This window comes from Pseudonocardia kunmingensis, assembly GCF_006716445.1.
Lineage (GTDB): Bacteria > Actinomycetota > Actinomycetes > Mycobacteriales > Pseudonocardiaceae > Pseudonocardia > Pseudonocardia kunmingensis.
Window position 1 is genome coordinate 2,383,939 of the sequence record NZ_VFPA01000001.1, and the last position, 16,953, is coordinate 2,400,891.

Annotated in this window: 15 protein-coding genes; 1 reads left to right on the forward strand and 14 read right to left on the reverse strand. The window is 71.0% G+C overall.

All coding sequences use genetic code 11. From position 1 onward, the window contains the following. Positions 1–42: 42 nt before the first annotated feature. The 14 genes from FB558_RS11435 to FB558_RS11500 all read right to left on the reverse strand — a co-directional run bounded on the left by FB558_RS11435 (position 43) and on the right by FB558_RS11500 (position 15,845). Positions 43–1,665, reverse strand: a complete 1,623-nt coding sequence (locus tag FB558_RS11435; protein ID WP_142051503.1) for an NADH-quinone oxidoreductase subunit M — start codon at positions 1,663–1,665, stop codon at positions 43–45. Beyond that, on the reverse strand, positions 1,662–3,599 hold the full coding sequence (gene nuoL, locus FB558_RS11440; protein ID WP_142054005.1) for an NADH-quinone oxidoreductase subunit L: 1,938 nt from the start codon (positions 3,597–3,599) through the stop codon (positions 1,662–1,664). The genes FB558_RS11435 and nuoL overlap by 4 nt, the downstream gene beginning before the upstream one ends. Before the next feature lie 150 nt (positions 3,600–3,749). Beyond that, complete coding sequence (gene nuoK / locus FB558_RS11445; RefSeq protein WP_142051506.1) at positions 3,750–4,049, reverse strand: NADH-quinone oxidoreductase subunit NuoK; 300 nt, start codon at positions 4,047–4,049, stop codon at positions 3,750–3,752. Beyond that, positions 4,046–4,906 (reverse strand): NADH-quinone oxidoreductase subunit J, encoded by an 861-nt coding sequence (locus FB558_RS11450; RefSeq protein ID WP_142051508.1) that lies wholly within the window; start codon positions 4,904–4,906, stop codon positions 4,046–4,048. Before FB558_RS11450 ends, nuoK begins: the two co-directional genes overlap by 4 nt. Further along, positions 4,903–5,445, reverse strand: a complete 543-nt coding sequence (nuoI, locus tag FB558_RS11455) for an NADH-quinone oxidoreductase subunit NuoI (protein ID WP_142051511.1) — start codon at positions 5,443–5,445, stop codon at positions 4,903–4,905. The genes FB558_RS11450 and nuoI overlap by 4 nt, the downstream gene beginning before the upstream one ends. After that, positions 5,446–6,726 carry an NADH-quinone oxidoreductase subunit NuoH gene (nuoH, locus tag FB558_RS11460; RefSeq protein WP_142054007.1) on the reverse strand — a complete coding sequence of 427 codons (1,281 nt, stop codon included), beginning with the start codon at positions 6,724–6,726 and terminating at the stop codon, positions 5,446–5,448. A 26-nt stretch (positions 6,727–6,752) separates the two neighbouring features. Beyond that, positions 6,753–9,206, reverse strand: coding sequence for an NADH-quinone oxidoreductase subunit G (locus tag FB558_RS11465; protein ID WP_142051514.1), 2,454 nt, complete (start codon positions 9,204–9,206; stop codon positions 6,753–6,755). After that, positions 9,203–10,519 carry an NADH-quinone oxidoreductase subunit NuoF gene (gene nuoF, locus FB558_RS11470; protein ID WP_142051517.1) on the reverse strand — a complete coding sequence of 439 codons (1,317 nt, stop codon included), beginning with the start codon at positions 10,517–10,519 and terminating at the stop codon, positions 9,203–9,205. Before nuoF ends, FB558_RS11465 begins: the two co-directional genes overlap by 4 nt. A 2-nt stretch (positions 10,520–10,521) precedes the next feature. Continuing rightward, entirely contained in the window at positions 10,522–11,322 is an 801-nt protein-coding gene (gene nuoE, locus FB558_RS11475; RefSeq protein ID WP_142051520.1) for an NADH-quinone oxidoreductase subunit NuoE, read from the reverse strand. After that, positions 11,319–12,629, reverse strand: coding sequence for an NADH-quinone oxidoreductase subunit D (locus FB558_RS11480; protein WP_142051523.1), 1,311 nt, complete (start codon positions 12,627–12,629; stop codon positions 11,319–11,321). Before FB558_RS11480 ends, nuoE begins: the two co-directional genes overlap by 4 nt. Then, positions 12,626–13,513 (reverse strand): NADH-quinone oxidoreductase subunit C, encoded by an 888-nt coding sequence (locus FB558_RS11485; RefSeq protein ID WP_246106368.1) that lies wholly within the window; start codon positions 13,511–13,513, stop codon positions 12,626–12,628. The genes FB558_RS11480 and FB558_RS11485 overlap by 4 nt, the downstream gene beginning before the upstream one ends. 6 nt (positions 13,514–13,519) lie before the next feature. Next, complete coding sequence (locus FB558_RS11490) at positions 13,520–14,068, reverse strand: NuoB/complex I 20 kDa subunit family protein (protein WP_142051526.1); 549 nt, start codon at positions 14,066–14,068, stop codon at positions 13,520–13,522. A 1-nt stretch (position 14,069) separates the two neighbouring features. After that, entirely contained in the window at positions 14,070–14,435 is a 366-nt protein-coding gene (locus FB558_RS11495; protein WP_094926486.1) for an NADH-quinone oxidoreductase subunit A, read from the reverse strand. Between the two features lie 105 nt (positions 14,436–14,540). After that, on the reverse strand, positions 14,541–15,845 hold the full coding sequence (locus FB558_RS11500) for a geranylgeranyl reductase family protein (RefSeq protein ID WP_142051529.1): 1,305 nt from the start codon (positions 15,843–15,845) through the stop codon (positions 14,541–14,543). Positions 15,846–15,930: 85 nt separating this feature from the next. On the opposite strand from FB558_RS11500, the gene FB558_RS11505 reads away from it, so the two are divergent. After that, a complete protein-coding gene (locus FB558_RS11505; protein ID WP_142051532.1) occupies positions 15,931–16,572 on the forward strand; it encodes a GNAT family N-acetyltransferase in 642 nt (213 codons plus the stop codon). Positions 16,573–16,953 lie beyond the last annotated feature (381 nt).

The following is a 16,953-nucleotide window of genomic DNA, read 5'->3' on the forward strand; positions in this document are numbered from 1 at the left end:
GGGCGAGGGGGGGCAGCACCAACGGTCCGCTCGCAAGCTCGCTCACGAGGACATTCCTCCCACCGGGTCGGTGAGGCCCACCTCGGTCAGGGTGGCCGTCACCGACGGGTTGATGACGTCGAGCACCGGCCCGGGGAAGAAGCCGAGCACGAGGATGAGCACGATCAGCGGAGTCAGCACGGCGATCTCACGGCGGGACAGGTCCGGGAACGCGCTGCTGTCGCGCTTCGCCGCGACACCCGGGTCGAGCATCGTGCCCGGGCCGCTGCCTCCGCGCTCCAGCGCACCGAGCACGGCGGCGCCGCGCACCGGTCCCTGCATGGTCTGCTGGTAGACCCACAGCACGTAGAGGGCCGCGAAGATGATCCCGACCGTGGCCAGGATCGTGAAGACCGGCTCCCGCGGGAACGAGCCGAGGAGCACCAGGAACTCGCTGACGAACGAGTTGGTGCCCGGCAGCGCGAGCGAGGCGAGCCCTGCGAGCAGGAACGTGCCCGCGAGCAGCGGCGCGAGCTTGTGCACGCCCCCGTAGTCGCCGATCAGCCGGGATCCGCCCCGGGCGATCAGCATGCCGAGGACGATGAACAGCATCCCGGTGGTGATGCCGTGGTTGACCATGTAGAGCGTGGCGCCCGAGAACGCCTGCGTGGAGAACGCGAAGATCCCCAGCGCGATGAACCCGAAGTGCGCGATCGAGGTGTAGGTCACGAACCGCTTCAGGTCGCTCTGCGCGACGGCCAGCAGCGCCGCGTACAGGATCCCGATCACCGCGAGCGTGAGCACCAGCGGCGCGAGCCGCTGCGACGCGAGCGGGAACAGCGGCAGGCAGTAGCGCAGGAAGCCGAACGTGCCGACCTTGTCCAGCACGCCGACGAGCAGCACGCCCGCCCCGACCGGGGCCTCGGCACCGGCGTCGGGCAGCCAGGTGTGGAACGGCACCAGCGGCGCCTTGATCGCGAACGCCACGAAGAACCCGAGGAACAGCCAGATCTGCGTGGACTCGGGCACCGAGGCCGCCATCGCCTGCAGCTCGGTCCAGGTGAACGTGCCCTCGCCCAGCTGCTGCCCGCTCACCACGAACAGGCCGATCACCGAGGCGAGCATGATCAACCCGCCGAGCAGCGAGTACAGGAAGAACTTCACCGCCGCGTACTGGCGGCGGGGCCCGCCGAACCGCCCGATGAGGAAGTACATCGGGATCAGCATGGCCTCGAAGAACACGTAGAACAGGAACACGTCGGTGGCCGCGAACACGCCGACGAGCAGGCCCTGGGTGGCCAGCAGGAGCGCGAAGAACCCGGACACCGTGCGGTCCTCGGGGAGCTTCTCCTCCCACGAGAAGGCCAGCACGATCGGCACCAGCACCGCGATCAGCGCGAGCATCACCAGCGCGATGCCGTCGACGCCGAGCGCGAACCGGGTGCCGAATGCCGGGATCCACGGCACGGACAGCTCGAGCTGGAACCGGGTGCCCTCGGTGGCCGCCGCCACCGAGTAGGAGAACCAGGTGATCGCGGTGAGCACGAGCGACGCGAGCGCGAACCCCATCGCGGTGAGCTTCGCGGTGCCCGCGCTGTTCTTCATGGGCGCCACGACGAGCGCCCCGACGAGCGGCAGCACCAGCAGGATCAGGAGCAGCACGGAAGAGCCTCCGGTGGACGTCATGCGAACCGCACCGCCAGGAGCGCCGCGACGACGAGCACCCCGCCGCCGAGCATGGAGAGCGCGTACGAGCGGACGAAGCCGGTCTGCAGCTTGCGCAGCCGGCCCGAGCTGCCGCCGAGCAGTGCGGCGGTGCCGTTGACCACGCCGTCGACCCCGCGGTTGTCGAAGTAGACCAGCGCCCGTGAGAGCCAGGTCCCGGGCCGCGCGATGAGCGCCTCGTTGATCGCGTTGGCGTACAGGTCGCGGCGGGCCGCGCGCACCGGCAGCGACACCGGCTCGGGCCGCTCCACCGGTGTGCGCCTGCGCCCGACCGTGAGCCAGGCGATCAGCACGCCGAGCGCGGAGACCCCGACGACCAGGTACGGCACGACCGCGTGCCCGAGGACGCCGTCGTGCGGCTCCTCCAGCTCGCCCAGGGTCGGCGCGAGCCAGTCGACGAGCAGGTGGCCGTTGTAGAGCACGAAACCCGCGAACACCGAGCCGAACGCCAGCACGATCATCGGGATCGTCATCACGGCGGGCGACTCGTGCGGGTGGTAGTCGTGCCCGTCGGCGCTCTTGAGGTTCTCCCAGCGCTTCTCGCCGAAGAACGTCATGAACATCAGGCGCGTCATGTAGAAGGCGGTGAGCCCGGCCGCGAGCGTGGCCGCGCCGCCGAACACCCAGCCCTGCCAGCCCGGCTGCCCGAAGGACGCGGCGATGATCTCGTCCTTGGAGAAGTACCCGGACAGGAACGGGAAGCCGATCAGTGCGAGGTAGCCCAGCCCGAACGTCACGAACGTGATCGGCATGTAGCGGTAGAGCCCGCCGAAGCGCCGCATGTCGACGTCGTCGTTCATCGCGTGCATCACCGAGCCGGCACCGAGGAAGAGCCCCGCCTTGAAGAAGCCGTGGGTCAGCAGGTGGAAGATGCCCAGCGCGTAGCCGGCCGGGCCCAGCCCGACGGCCAGGATCATGTAGCCGATCTGGCTCACCGTGGAGTAGGCGAGCACCTTCTTGATGTCGTCGTAGGCGCAGCCGATGATCGCGCCGATCAGCAGCGTGACCACCCCGACGAGCGCGACGACCAGCCGCCCGGTCTCGGTGAGGTTGTAGATCGGGTTGGCGCGGGCGATCAGGTAGACCCCCGCCGTGACCATCGTTGCCGCGTGGATCAGCGCCGAGACCGGTGTGGGGCCCTCCATCGCGTCCGGCAGCCAGGACTGCAGCGGGAACTGGCCCGACTTGCCGCAGGCGCCGAGCAGGAGCAGCACGGTGATCGCGACGATCGTGCCGCCGTCGATCTCACCGATCCGCGCGAAGACCTCGGTGTACTGGAGCGTGCCCAGGTTCGTCCAGAGCAGGAAGATCGCGATGGCCAGCCCGACGTCGCCGACGCGGTTCATCAGGAAGGCCTTCTTCGCCGCCGTGGCGGCCGACGGGCGGTCCTGGTAGTAGCCGATCAGCAGGTAGGACGCCAGGCCGACGCCCTCCCAGCCGAGGTAGAGCATCACGAAGTTGTTGCCGAGGACCAGCAGCAGCATCGCCGCCACGAACAGGTTCAGCTGCGCGAAGAAGCGCCGCCGGCCGGGGTCGTGGCTCATGTAGCCCACCGAGTAGAGGTGGATCAGGCCACCGACCCCGGTGATGAGCAGGACGAACGTCAGCGACAACGGGTCGAGCCGGAGCCCGAAGTCGACCGAGAGGTCACCGACGCTCATCCACTCGTACAGCGACAGCTCCCGGGTGCGCTCCTCGGGGGCGAGCCCTGCGGTCTCCAGGAAGATCAGCAGGCCGATGACGAACGAGGCGACGACCGTGAGCAGGCCCAGCCAGTGGCCCCACGAGTCGGCGCGCCGCCCGGCCACGAACAGCACGAGCGCACCGGCCGCCGGCAGCGCGAACAGCAGCCAGGCGAGCGAGGCCGAGCCGGACGCGAGCCCGACGGAAGGCAGCTCGGTGGAAGGAAGCTCGGCAGCCGCGAGGAACGCGTTCACAACGCCCCTCCGGAGCACGTGGGGGCCATAGCGACGTCAGAACCGGGCCTGGAACAGCGGAAGGGCTCCAAGGTGCGGTCGTTGTGGGGGAGCATCTCTCACACGCCTTCAGTACTTCAGGAGGTTTGCGTCGTCCACCGAGGCCGTCCGGCGGGTGCGGAAGATCGACATGATGATCGCGAGGCCGACGACGACCTCCGCCGCGGCCACCACCATCACGAAGAACGCCATGACCTGGCCGTCGAGCGTGCCGTTGATCCGCGCGAACGTGACCAGCGAGAGGTTCACGGCGTTGAGCATCAGCTCGATGCACATGAACACGACGATCGCGTTGCGCCGCACCAGCACGCCGACCGCGCCGATGGAGAACAGCAGCGCCGAGAGCAGCAGGTAGTAGGTGGGGGTCACCGGTGGTCCTCGTGGGTGTCGTCGAGGGTGGTGTCGCGCTCGCCGCCGGCGCCCGTGCCGCCGGTGAGGGCGCGCGCGTCCGGGGCGGGCTCGTCCTCGACGCCGCGGACCGGGGTGGCGTCGATGATGGACGAGATCGACTCGGGGGCGATCGACCCGTCGGGCAGCACGGCGGGCACCGCGACCGAGTTGCCGGTGGCGTAGACGCCGGGGCCGGGCAGCGGGGAGATCCGGTCGTGCTCGCCGCGCAGGCGCGCCTCGACCGTGGCCCGCTGGCCGCGCTTGGCGTGCCCCTTGCTCTGGGCGTAGGCGAGCACCATCGCCCCGAGCGCCGCCGTGATCAGCAGCGCCGAGGTGAGCTCGAACGCGAACAGGTAGTCGGTGAAGATCAGCGTGCCGAGGCCGGTGACGTTGGCGGTCGAGCCCGCGCCGCCCGCCGCCAGGCCGACCGGGGTGACAGCGGTGAGGGAGCGCCCGACCGTGGCCACCAGCAGCACCGCCAGCCCGACGCCGAGCGCGAGCGCCGCGAGCCGCTGGCCGCGCAGCACCTCCACGACCGAGTCGGAGCTGTCGCGCCCGACCAGCATCAGCACGAACAGGAACAGCATCATGATCGCGCCGGTGTAGACGATGATCTGCACGAAGCCGAGGAACGGCGCCTGCTGCACGATGTAGAACACCGCGAGGCAGAACATCGTGCCCACCAGCGCGAGCGCCGAGTGCACGGCGTTGCGGGCGAACACCATGCTCAGCGCGCCGAGCAGGGCGAGCGGGCCCATGATCCAGAACACCACCGCCTCGCCGGTGCTGACGACGTCCGGCGCGGGCGCGGCCTGGGCGAGGAGATCGAGAGTCACTTGACCTGCTCCCCCACCGGGTCGTTCTCGGCTCCCTTGCGCGCCAGAACGGGCCCCTGCACGTAGTAGTCCTGCTCGTCCTCGCCCAGCCGCATCGGGTGCGGGGGCTGCTCCATGCCCGGCAGCAGCGGCGCGAGCAGCTGCTCCTTCGTGTAGATCAGGTCCTGCCGGTTGTCGTCGGCCAGCTCGTAGAAGTTGGTCATCGTGAGCGACCGGGTGGGGCAGGCCTCGATGCACAGGCCGCAGCCGATGCAGCGCAGGTAGTTGATCTGGTAGATCGCGCCGTAGCGCTCACCGGGCGAGTAGCGCTCCTCCTCGGTGTTGTCCCCGCCCTCGACGTAGATCGCGTCGGCCGGGCAGGCCCAGGCGCACAGCTCGCAGCCCACGCACTTCTCGAGCCCGTCCGGGTGGCGGTTGAGCTGGTGCCGCCCGTGCCAGCGCGGCGCGGCGGGCGGGAAGTCCTCCGGGTACTCCTCGGTGACGACCTTCTTGAACATCGTCCCGAAGGTGACGCCGAAGCCCTTGAAGAAGTCGAACATCTACTCCGTCTCCTTCCCGCTGAGGGCGGGCGTTCGCGGCTCCGCCGCGCCGTCCACCGGCCGGGAGCGCAGTTTGTGCCGCGAGGGGGTGGGCACGGCCAGGTCCAGCGGCGGCACCGGGTAGTCCGAGGCGAGCTCGACCGGCGCAGGGCCCTCGATCTTGCGGTCGGGCACCAGGAACGCCACCAGCAGCACCACCGCCAGCGCGATCCCCAGCCCGATCAGCAGCGCGCTGACCTCACCACCGGTGGTGCGCCAGGTGCGGATCGCGAAGATCGCCAGGATCCACAGCAGGCTGCCCGGCACCAGGACCTTCCAGCCCAGGCGCATGAACTGGTCGTAGCGCAGCCGCGGGAGGGTGCCCCGCAGCCAGATGAACACGAACAGGAAGATCAGCGTCTTGATCAGGAAGGCCACCATCTGCAGCCAGCCGTTCGCGTTCAGGAACGACAGCGGCCACGGCCACTGCCCGCCGCCCAGGAACAGCGTGGTGGCCATCGCCGAGACCGTGACCATGTTGACGTACTCGGCCAGGAAGAACAGCGCGAACTTCAGCGACGAGTACTCGGTGTGGAACCCGCCCACCAGCTCCGACTCCGCCTCCGGCAGGTCGAAGGGCGCGCGGTTGGTCTCGCCGACCATCGCGATCACGAAGACCACGAAGCTGGGCGCCAGCAGCAGCAGGTACCAGCCGCTGGCCTGGGACGCCACGATGTCGGCGGTGGACAGCGACCCCGCGTAGAGGATCACCCCCACGATCGACAGGCCCAGCGCGATCTCGTAGGAGATCACCTGCGCCGCCGAGCGCAGCGCCGCCAGCAGCGGGTACGGCGAACCCGACGCCCAGCCGCCCAGCACGATCCCGTAGACGCCGATCGAGGAGCAGGCCAGCACCACCAGCACGCCGACCGGCAGGTCGACCAGCTGCAGCACCGTCGGCTCACCGAAGATCGACACCTCGCCGCCGAACGGGATCACCGAGAACGCCACGAAGGCCGGGATCGTGGAGATGACCGGGGCGATGAAGTACACCCGCTTGTCGGCCATCACCGGCATGATGTCTTCCTTGAAGGCGAGCTTGAGCCCGTCCGCCAAGGACTGCAGCCAGCCACCGGGGCCGGTGCGGTTCGGGCCCGGACGCTGCTGCATCCGGCCCACCACCTTGCGCTCCCAGTTGATCATGAAGAGCGTGAGCACGACGCCGATCGCGAACAGCGCCACGACCTTCAGGACCACCAGCCAGAGCGGGTCGTCGGCCAGCAGCTCCTGCGTGCGGGTCATCCCCTCGGGAGCCTGCGCCAGCAGGTTCATGCCGTCACCCCCACCAGGTCGCCGTGCCCGGCGCCGAGGACGCTCCGGACGCGGGAGTCACCCGAGTTGCCCGGCAGCCACACGACGCCGTCGGGCAGGTCGGCCAGCGCCACCGGCAGCGTGATCGCGCCCCGGTCGGTGCGCACCGTGGCCGGCGCGCCCTCCGTGACACCCAGCCGCTCGGCCGTGGCGGCGTTCACCCGGACGTAGGCCGGGCGGGCCGTGCCGGCCAGCGCCGGCTCCTCCATCGCGAGGGTCGAGCCGTCGATCAGCTGGCGCCAGGTCGCGAGCACCGCCTGCCCGAACCCGGGCCGCAGCGGCTCGCCCGAAGGGACCGACGGGGCGGCCGGAGCGGCGCCCGTCCGGGCGCCGAGGCGGCCCAGCTCGCCCGCGGCCGCCGCGGGGGTCTGCGTGAACAGGTCGACGTCCATCTCGACGGCGAGCGTGTCGAGCACGCGGCAGTCCGGGAGCACGCCGCTGGCGTCCAGGGCAGGCCCGAACTCGCGCCTGCGCCCCTCCCAGTTGAGGTAGCTGCCCGCGCGCTGCACGTCCGGGGCCACCGGCAGCACGACGTCGGCGAGCTCGGTGACCGCCGAGGAGTGCATCTCGAGGCTCACCAGGAACCCGACGTCGCGCAGGGCGGCCAGCGCGGCCGCCGGGTCGGCGAGGTCGTGCGGGTCGACACCGCCGACGACCAGCGCCGCCAGCTCGCCGGTGGCGGCCGCGGTGAGGATCTCGTCGGTGTCGCGGCCCGGGGTGGTCGGCAGCGCGCCGGCCGCGAGGCCCCACGCCTGCTCCACCTCGGCGCGGGCCGCGGCGTCGGCGACCGGGCGGCCACCGGGCAGCAGCGTGGGCACGGCGCCCGCGTCGAGCGCCCCGCGGTCGCCTGCGCGGCGGGGGACCCAGCCGATCGCCGCGCCGGTGCGCGCCCCGAGGGCGGCCACGGCCGAGTACAGGCCGGGCACCTCGGCGGCGCGCTCGCCGACGAGGATCACGCCGCCGCCGGTCAGCGCCTCCACCACGTGCGCCGGCAGGTCCGCCAGCACCGCGGCCTCGGCCCCGGGCACCGCCGGGATGAGGTTGTCCTTCGCCGCCGGTGCCGCCGCGCCCGTCTCCAGCGAGGTGCGCTCGACGGCCGGCGTCGTCCACTGGCCGAGGTGGAACACGCGCTGGCCGTGCTTGCGCGCCGCCTTGCGCAGCCGCAGGTAGACGACCGGCGCCTCCTCCTCCGGCTCCAGCGCCACGCAGAGCACCGCGGGCGCCGCCTCGAGGCGGGTGTAGCTGAGGGTCTCCGGGCCCTTCCCGACCACCTGCGAGGCCAGGAAGTCCAGCTCCTCCGCCGAGTGGGCGCGCGCCCGGAAGTCGACGTCGTTCGTGCCGGCTGCGACCCGCGCGAACTTGCCGTACGCGTAGGCGTCCTCGACGGTCAGCCGCCCGCCCGCGAGCACCCCGATCCCCTGCTCACGCGCGGCGAGCAGGCCTTCCGCGGCGACCGCGAGCGCCTCGGTCCACGAGGACTCGTGCAGCTGCCCGTCCTCGCCCCGCACCAGCGGCCGGGTGATGCGGCCCTTCGAGGAGAGGTAGCGGAACGCGAAGCGGGTCTTGTCGTCGATCCACTCCTCGTTGACCTCGGGGTCGTTGCCGGCGAGGCGGCGCATGACCGTGCCCCGGCGGGTGTCGACGCGCAGGGCCGCGCCGCTCGAGGTGTGCTCGTCGACGCCCGGCGTGGAGACCAGGTCGAACGGGCGGGAGCGGAACCGGTAGGCGGCGCTGGTGAGCGCGCCGACCGGGCAGATCTGGATGGTGTTGCCGGAGAAGTAGCTCTGGAACGGCTTGTCCTGCGCCACCCCGACCTGCTGGTTGGCGCCGCGCTCCAGCAGGTCGATGAACGGGTCGCCGCCGATCTCCTCGGAGAAGCGGGTGCAGCGCTGGCAGAGGACGCAGCGCTCGCGGTCCAGCAGCACCTGCGACGAGATCGGCAGCGGCTTCTCGAAGACCCGCTTGGTCTCGATGAACCGCGAGTCGGTGCGCCCGGTGCTCATCGCCTGGTTCTGCAGGGGGCACTCGCCGCCCTTGTCGCAGATGGGGCAGTCCAGGGGGTGGTTGATGAGCAGGAGCTCCATCACCCCCTCCTGGGCCTTCTTGGCCACCGGCGAGGAGTGCTGGGTCTTGACGACCATGCCGTCCGCCACCGTCATGGTGCAGCTGGCCTGCGGCTTCGGCATCGGCCGGCCGCCCATCTCCACCTCGACCAGGCACTGCCGGCACGCGCCCGCCGGGTCGAGCAGCGGGTGGTCGCAGAACCGCGGCACGATGATCCCGAGCCGCTCGCAGGTGCGGATCAGCAGCTCACCCTTGGGCGCGTCCACCTCCTGCCCGTCGATCGTGAGGCGCACGTGCCCCTCCGGGACCGGTCGCGCCTCCTTCTTCTCCTCGGGGGCGATCGTCATGCCTGGGCTCCAACCAGATCGTCCAGCTGCTCCGGACGTCCCACCGCGGGCTGCTCCGCGATGAGGTCCAGGAACTCCTGGCGGAAGTACTTGATGGCGCTCGTGATCGGGCTGGTGGCGCCGTCACCGAGGGCGCAGAACGAGCGGCCGAGGATGTTGTCGCAGACGTCGAGCATCGTCTCGACGTCTGCCTCGGTGCCCTGGCCGTGCACCATCCGCTCGAGGATCTGCACCAGCCAGTAGGTGCCCTCGCGGCACGGGGTGCACTTGCCGCACGACTCGTGCTTGTAGAACTCGGTCCACTTCATGACGGCCCACGGCACCGAGACGGTCTCGTTGAAGACCTGCACGGCCGTGGTGCCCAGCATCGAGCCGGCCGCAGCGGCACCCTCGAAGTCCAGCGGGACGTCGAGGTGCTCGGCCGTGAAGATCGGCGTGGACGAGCCGCCCGGCGTCCAGAACTTGAGCGGGATCCCGCCCTTCATGCCGCCCGCCAGCTCGAGCAGCTGCCGCAGCGTGATGCCCAGCGGGGCCTCGTACTGGCCGGGCCGCTCGACGTGCCCGGACACCGAGTAGATCTTCGGGCCGGGGCTCTTCTCCGAGCCCATCGTGCGGAACCAGTCGCTGCCGCCCATCACGATGGCGGGAACCGAGGCGATGGTCTCCACGTTGTTCACCACAGTCGGCGAGGCGTAGAGCCCCGACGTGGCCGGGAAGGGAGGCTTGAGGCGGGGTTGACCGCGACGACCTTCGAGCGAGTCGAGCAGTGCCGTCTCCTCGCCGCAGATGTAGGCACCCGCGCCGGCGTGCACCACGATGTCGAGGTCGAAGCCCGAGCCGAGGATGTCGCGGCCGAGGTAGCCCTTGGCGTAGGCCTCCTCCACCGCCCGCCGCATGCGGCGGATGCAGTGCAGCGCCTCACCGCGCACGTAGATCGCGCAGAAGTTCGCGCGGATCGCGTAGCTGGTGATGATGCAGCCCTCCACGAGGGAGTGCGGGTCGGCCATCATCGTGGGGATGTCCTTGCAGGTACCCGGCTCGCCCTCGTCGGCGTTGATCACCAGGTACTTGGGCTTGGCGCCCGGGCCGGTGGGCCCCTGCGGGATGAAGCCCCACTTCATGCCGGTGGGGAAGCCGGCACCGCCGCGGCCGCGCAGCCCGGAGTCCTTCACCAGCTGGATGAGCTGGTCGGGATGGGCGGTCAGCGCGTGCCGCAGGGCCTGGTAGCCCTCGAGCTGCTCGTAGGTGTCGATCGACCACGAGCGCGGCGACTGCCAGCGCCTCGTGAGCACCGGCGTGAGTTGATCCACCATGGCTACTTCTTCTCCGGAAGAGCGGGGAACGCGGGCGGGGTGTCGGGCATGGCCGGCGCCACCCAGCCGCGCTCGGAGGCGAGCTGGGCACCCCGCACCGACTCCGGCGCCACGGACGGGCCCTCCACGCTCGTGGGCAGGTCGGGGAAGATCCCCGCGAGCTCCAGCTCCACCGTGCGGAAGTCGGTGAGCGGCGCGCCGCGGGTGGGGGCCGGCTTCTCGCCCCGCGCCAATGCGTCCACCAGCGCCTCGGCCGACTCCGGCGTCTGGTTGTCGTAGTACTCGTAGTTGACCTGCAGCACCGGCGCGAGGTCGCACGCAGCGAGGCACTCGGCGTGCTCGAGCGTGATCGAGCCCTCCGCACCCGGCTCGCCCGCGGTGCCCTCGTGGCCGACGCCGAGCTTCTCCGAGAGTCGCTTGTAGATGTCGTCGCCGCCCAGGGTGGCGCACAGGGTGTTGGTGCAGACGCTGACCAGGTGCTGGCCGCACGGCGTGCGCTTGTACATCGTGTAGAAGGTGGCCACCGCCGAGACCTCGGCGGTGGTCAGCTCCAGCGCCTCCGCGCAGTAGCGGATGCCGTCCTGGCTCACGTGGCCCTCCACCGACTGCACCAGGTGCAGCAGCGGGAGCAGCGCGGACCGCGACTGCGGGTACTGCGCGATGATCTCCTTCGTGCGCTGGCGCGTGAGCTCGTCGAACCGCTCGACGACCGGGCCGGCGTCGTCGACGACCGGCTCGAACACGACCTCCTCCGGCCCGGTGATCGGGCCGTAGGACTCCGGCGTGCCTTCAGGCAAGGTCACCGGTCCACACCTCCCATGACGGGGTCGATCGAGGCGACCGCCGCGATGACGTCGGCGACCATGCCGCCCTCGCTCATCGCGGGCATCGTCTGCAGGTTCACGAAGCTGGGGTCCCGCACGTGGACGCGCACCGGCCGGGTGCCGCCGTCGGAGACCAGGTGGTAGCCCAGTTCGCCGCGCGGCGACTCGACCGCCGTGTACGCCTGCCCGGCCGGCACCGAGAAGCCCTCGGTGACCAGCTTGAAGTGGTGGATCAGCGACTCCATCGACTGACCCATGATCTTGCGGACGTGCTCGAGGCTGTTGCCCATGCCGTCGGACGCGATCGTGAGCTGCGCAGGCCAGGCGATCTTGCGGTCCTCGACCATCACCGGCCCCGGCTCCATCTTCGCCGCGGCCTGCTCGATGATCTTGAGCGACTCCCGGATCTCCTGGACGCGCAGCCGGTAGCGGGCGTAGCAGTCGGCCTCGGTGGCCACCGGGACCTCGAAGTCGTACTCCTCGTACCCGCAGTACGGCTCGACCTTGCGCAGGTCCCACGGCAGGCCCGCGGAGCGCAGGATCGGGCCGGTGGCACCGAGCGCGAGGCAGCCGTCCACGGGCAGGTAGCCGACGCCCTCGAGGCGCTGGCGCCAGATCGGCTGGCCGGTGAGCAGGTTGTCGTAGTCCGGCAGCCGCTTGCGCATGACCTTGACGAACTCGGCGACCCGCTCCTCCCAGCCCTCCGGGAGGTCCTGGGCGAGCCCGCCGGGCCGCACGAACGCGTGGTTCATGCGCAGGCCGGTGAGGAACTCCAGCAGGTGGAGCACCTCCTCGCGCTCGCGGAACCCGGCCGTCATGCCGGTGAGCGCGCCGAGCTCCATGCCGCCGGTGGCGAGGCAGACCAGGTGCGAGCCGATGCGGTTGATCTCCATCAGCAGCACGCGGGCCACCTGCGCGCGGCGCGGCACCTCGGCGCCGAGCAGCTTCTCCACCGCGAGGCAGTAGCCGACCTCGTTGAAGATCGGCGCCAGGTAGTCCATGCGCGTCACGAACGTGACGCCCTGGGTCCAGGTGCGGTACTCGCAGTTCTTCTCGATGCCGGTGTGCAGGTAGCCGATCACCGACCGGGCCTGCTGCACCGTCTCGCCCTCGAGCTCCAGCACCAGGCGCAGCACGCCGTGCGTGGACGGGTGCTGCGGACCCATGTTGATGACGATGCGGTCGTCGTGCTCCTCGTCGAGGAGCGTGTCCCAGTCGCCACCGGTGACCGTGTAGACGGTGCCCTCGGTGGTCTCGCGGCCGGGGGCGTAGGAGTCCTGGCTCATGTGTAGGCCCTCCGCTGATCGGGCGGAGGGATCTCCGCGCCCTTGTACTCCACCGGGATCCCGCCGAGGGGGTAGTCCTTGCGCTGCGGGTGGCCGTCCCAGTCGTCCGGCATCAGGATGCGGGTGAGCGCCGGGTGGCCGTCGAAGACGATCCCGAACATGTCCCAGGCCTCGCGCTCCTGCCAGTCGGCCGTGGGGTAGACCTCCACGACGCTCGGCACGTGCGCGTCGTCGACGTCCAGGGCCACCTCGAGGCGGATCCGGCGGCGGAAGGTCATCGACGTCAGGTGGTAGACGACGTGCAGCCGCTGCGGCACGTCCTCGCCGTAGTCGACCCCCGAGACCGAGGAGCACAGCTCGAAGCGCAGGTACTCCTCGTCGCGCAGGGTGCGGCAGAGGTCGAGGATCCGCTCGCGCTGCACGTAGAAGGTGATCTCGCCGCGGTCGATCGTGATCTGCTGCACGGCGCTGCGCGGGATCCCGCGCTCGGCCAGCGCGTCGCCGAAGTCGTCGGCGAACTCGTCGAACCAGCCGCCGAAGGGCCGCTCGGCCGGCGCGGGCACGTGGCCCGGCAGGCGCAGGCCGCCGAAGCCGGACGTGTCGCCGGAGCCGGAGACGCCGAACATGCCGCGCCGCTCGCGGGTCGGCGCCACGCGGGTGCCGCCCTCCGGGGTGGTCTGCTCGTCGCCCTCGGTGTCGGACGGGGCGTCGATCGGCGCGTCGGTCTGCTCGACCTCCCCGCCGCGCGCGTCCTCCGCCCCGCGGGCCCGCTGCTCGGCGGCGTCGGACCCGCTCTGCTGCGCCGAGGACTGCGGTGCGCCGGTGCGCTCCGCGTCGTCCTTCGAGGTGCCGGTGTTCTCCGCGCCGTTGTTCTGGTCAGGCATCTGCGGTCACTTCTTCGCGAACTTGATCGAGGACGGCACGAGCTCGGTCTTGTGGCCGCTCTCGGCCAGCTCCGCGGCGCGCCGCGAGCCCAGCGGCTCGTCCATGATCTTGGCGTGGATCTTGAGGATCGCGTCCATCAGCATCTCCGGCCGGGGCGGGCAGCCGGGCAGGTACATGTCGACCGGCACCACGTGGTCGACGCCCTGGACGATCGCGTAGTTGTTGAACATCCCGCCCGACGAGGCGCAGACGCCCATCGCCAGCACCCAGCGCGGCTCGGGCATCTGGTCGTAGATCTGGCGCAGGACCGGCGCCATCTTGTTGCTCACCCGGCCGGCGACGATCATGAGGTCGGCCTGGCGGGGCGAGGCGCGGAAGACCTCCATCCCGAAGCGGGCGAGGTCGTAGCGGGGCGCACCGGTGGTCATCATCTCGATGGCGCAGCAGGCGAGCCCGAACGTGGCGGGCCACAGCGACGACTTGCGCGTCCAGTTGACCAGCTTCTCGACGCTGGTCAGCAGGACGCCGCTGGGCAGGTGCTCTTCGAGACCCATCTCAGTTCCAATCCAGCCCGCCGCGCCGCCACACGTAGATGTAGGCGAAGCCGACCGTGACGATGAACAGCACGATCTCCACCAGCCCGAACAGGCCCAGCGCGTTGGCGCTCACCGCGAACGGGTAGAGGAAGACCATCTCGATGTCGAACAGGATGAACAACATCGCCGTGAGGTAGTAGGCGACCGGCATCCGGCCGCCGCCCACGACGGGCTGGGGCGAGGGCTCGATGCCGCACTCGTAGGCGTCGAGCTTGGCCCGGTTGTAGCGGCGCGGGCCGACGTACGGCGCGGCCGTCACCGAGAACAGGGCGAACGCACCTGCCAGGGCGAACAGCAGCACCAGCGGGAGGTAGGGGTCGAGCATCCGTTCTGCCCTCGTCGTCGTCTCGTCGTCTGATGAATCGCGCTATCTGATTCCGCCGGGACCCTAAGTCGGGCGTGTAGCCCGTCCGGACCCAGGCAAGCCTTACTACAGGCTCGGTGTGAGCCTGGTCATCGCGGTGATGACGCGGTCGCTGACCCCGCCGTCGTGCGGGTCGTAGAGGTTGGCGAGCAGCTTGAGGATGAACCGCATGAGCGTGACGCGCGGCAGGCCGTACTTCGTGGCCGTCGCCATGATCGTCGGGTTGCCGATCAGCTTCGAGAAGATGTTGCCGATGCGGTAGTAGCCGCCGAGCGCCTGGCTCATCGCCGCCGGGTAGCCCGCCAGCGCCGCCTCCGCCGACGAGCCCGAACGGGCGTGCGCCTGCACCGCGCAGCGCGCCGCGATCGCCGCGGACTCCATGGCGTAGGCGATGCCCTCCCCGTTGAACGGGTTGACCATGCCGCCCGCGTCGCCGACCAGCAACAGCCCGGGCCGGTAGTGCGGCACGCGGTTGAAGCCCATGGGCAGCGCGGCGCCGCCGACGGTGCCCACCGCGTTCTCGTCGCGGTAGCCCCACTCCTCCGGCGTGCCGTCGAGCCACGACTTCAGCAGCGCGCGGTAGTCGGTGGAGCCGTAGGCCTTGGACGTGGACAGGATCCCCAGCCCGACGTTCGACGTGCCGTCACCCATCCCGAAGATCCAGCCGTAGCCCGGCAGCAGCTTCGGGTTCGCCGGGTCCGAGCGGTCCCACAGCTCGAGGTGGCTCTCGAGGTGGTCGTCGTGCGTGCGCGGGGAGTCGTAGTAGCGGCGCACGGCCACGCCCATCGGCCGGTCGTCGCGCTTGGCCATGCCGAGGCTGAGCGCGAGGCGCGCCGACACGCCGTCGCAGGCCAGGGTGAGCGGCGCCCGGTAGGAGACCGGCCGCTTCTCCCCGCCGTTCTTACCGCCCTTGCCGACGGTGCCGCGCACGCCCACGACGCGGCCGCTGCGCTCGTCGGTGACGGCCTCGGTGACCGTGGTGTCCTCGTGCAGCCGGGCGCCCAGCTTCTCGGCGTGCCGGACGAGCAGCTCGTCGAAGTCCTGCCGGGGGCGCACCGCTCCGTAGTCGGGGAAGCTCGCCAGCGTGGGCCATGCCAGCTCGAGGGTGACCCCGCCGCCGACGACCCGCAGGCCCTTGTTGTGCAGCCAGCCGTTCTCCTGCGAGCAGTCGATGCCCAGGTCGATCAGCTGCTTCATGCCCCGCGGGGTGAAGCCGTCGCCGCACACCTTGGGGCGCGGGAACGTCGACTTCTCCAGGAGGAGGACGTCGAGTCCAGCCCGGGCGAGGTACGCCGCGGCGGTGGATCCGGCGGGTCCGGCGCCGACGACGATGACGTCGGCATCCGATGTGGTGGGTTCGGGCGCAGCCATGCGGCTCCTTGTGAACGGATTCACGAAGTCGGGGCCGAGTCTAAACACCCTGGTCGAGTGACGCCGCCTCAGGTTGGCTGGCGCGGTGGAGATCCGGAACTTCGAGGAGGCCGACCGGCCCGCGCTGCGGGCTCTCTTCGGCCGGGCGGGCGAGGGCGCTCCGACCGCGTCGCTGTGGGGGCACGTGGAGTCCGAGGCGGCCGTCTACCTCACCCCGTACATGGACCTCGAGCCGGAGTCGCTGTTCGTCGCGGTCGTGGACGGGGAGCTCGCGGGGTACCTGACGGGTTCCCTCGGCACCGCCGTACCCGGCGAGAACGCGCGGATGGAACGGGCCATCCGGGAGCACCGCCTGGTCCTGCGCCGCGGCCCGGCCGCCTTCTTCGCGCGCAGCGTGGTCGACGTGGCAGGCGCGGCCCTCCGCCGGCAGCCCACCGCCGGTGAGCTCCACGACCCCCGCTGGCCCGCTCACCTGCACATCAACCTGTTGCCCCGGGCCCGCGGCACCGGCGCCGCGGCCGGGCTGATGGAGCACTGGTTCGCCCGGCTGCGCGAGACCGGCACCCCCGGCTGCTACCTGCAGACGCTGGTGGAGAACCGGCGGGCGACCCGCTTCTTCGAACGCATGGGCTTCCACGCCCACGGCCCCACGCCCGCGGTCCCCGGCCTGCGGTACGAGGGCGGGCGGGTGCACCAGCTGACGATGGTCCGGCCCGGCCCGGTGTGATCGTTCCGAACTCGACGCGATCGCCCGGCCAGGGCGCACAGCGCAATCTCGGAACAATCAACCGCTCATGATCGGTCCGAGGTCGACGGGATCGCCCCGGCCAGGGCGACGAGCTGGACCTCGGAACGATCACCGGTCAGGGGCCGACGACCGCCGCGACGACCGACGATCGATCCGAGCCGCGCGTCAGGGTCGCAACGAGAGCGCTGGCGTGCGGTTCACAACGATCATGAGCTCGTGATCGGCCCGAGCCGCACACCGCTGCTGTCACGACCACGGGAACGAGCGGCTCGCATCGATCAAGGGCTCGAGGCCCACGCGCTCGAGCGCCGTCTCGGCGCCGGCGGCTGAGCTGTGATCAGTGCGTGCGGTTCTCCAGCC

Bases quoted from the DNA above. Each gene is read 5' to 3' on its own strand.
- FB558_RS11435 (WP_142051503.1), bottom strand. From the start codon at position 1,665: ATGACGTCCACCGGAGGCTCTTCCGTGCTGCTCCTGATCCTGCTGGTG.
- nuoI (WP_142051511.1), bottom strand. From the start codon at position 5,445: ATGTTCGACTTCTTCAAGGGCTTCGGCGTCACCTTCGGGACGATGTTC.
- nuoH (WP_142054007.1), bottom strand. From the start codon at position 6,726: ATGACCCGCACGCAGGAGCTGCTGGCCGACGACCCGCTCTGGCTGGTG.
- FB558_RS11465 (WP_142051514.1), bottom strand. From the start codon at position 9,206: ATGACGATCGCCCCCGAGGAGAAGAAGGAGGCGCGACCGGTCCCGGAG.
- nuoF (WP_142051517.1), bottom strand. From the start codon at position 10,519: ATGGTGGATCAACTCACGCCGGTGCTCACGAGGCGCTGGCAGTCGCCG.
- FB558_RS11480 (WP_142051523.1), bottom strand. From the start codon at position 12,629: ATGAGCCAGGACTCCTACGCCCCCGGCCGCGAGACCACCGAGGGCACC.
- FB558_RS11485 (WP_246106368.1), bottom strand. From the start codon at position 13,513: ATGCCTGACCAGAACAACGGCGCGGAGAACACCGGCACCTCGAAGGAC.
- FB558_RS11490 (WP_142051526.1), bottom strand. From the start codon at position 14,068: ATGGGTCTCGAAGAGCACCTGCCCAGCGGCGTCCTGCTGACCAGCGTC.
- FB558_RS11495 (WP_094926486.1), bottom strand. From the start codon at position 14,435: ATGCTCGACCCCTACCTCCCGCTGGTGCTGCTGTTCGCCCTGGCAGGT.
- FB558_RS11500 (WP_142051529.1), bottom strand. From the start codon at position 15,845: ATGGCTGCGCCCGAACCCACCACATCGGATGCCGACGTCATCGTCGTC.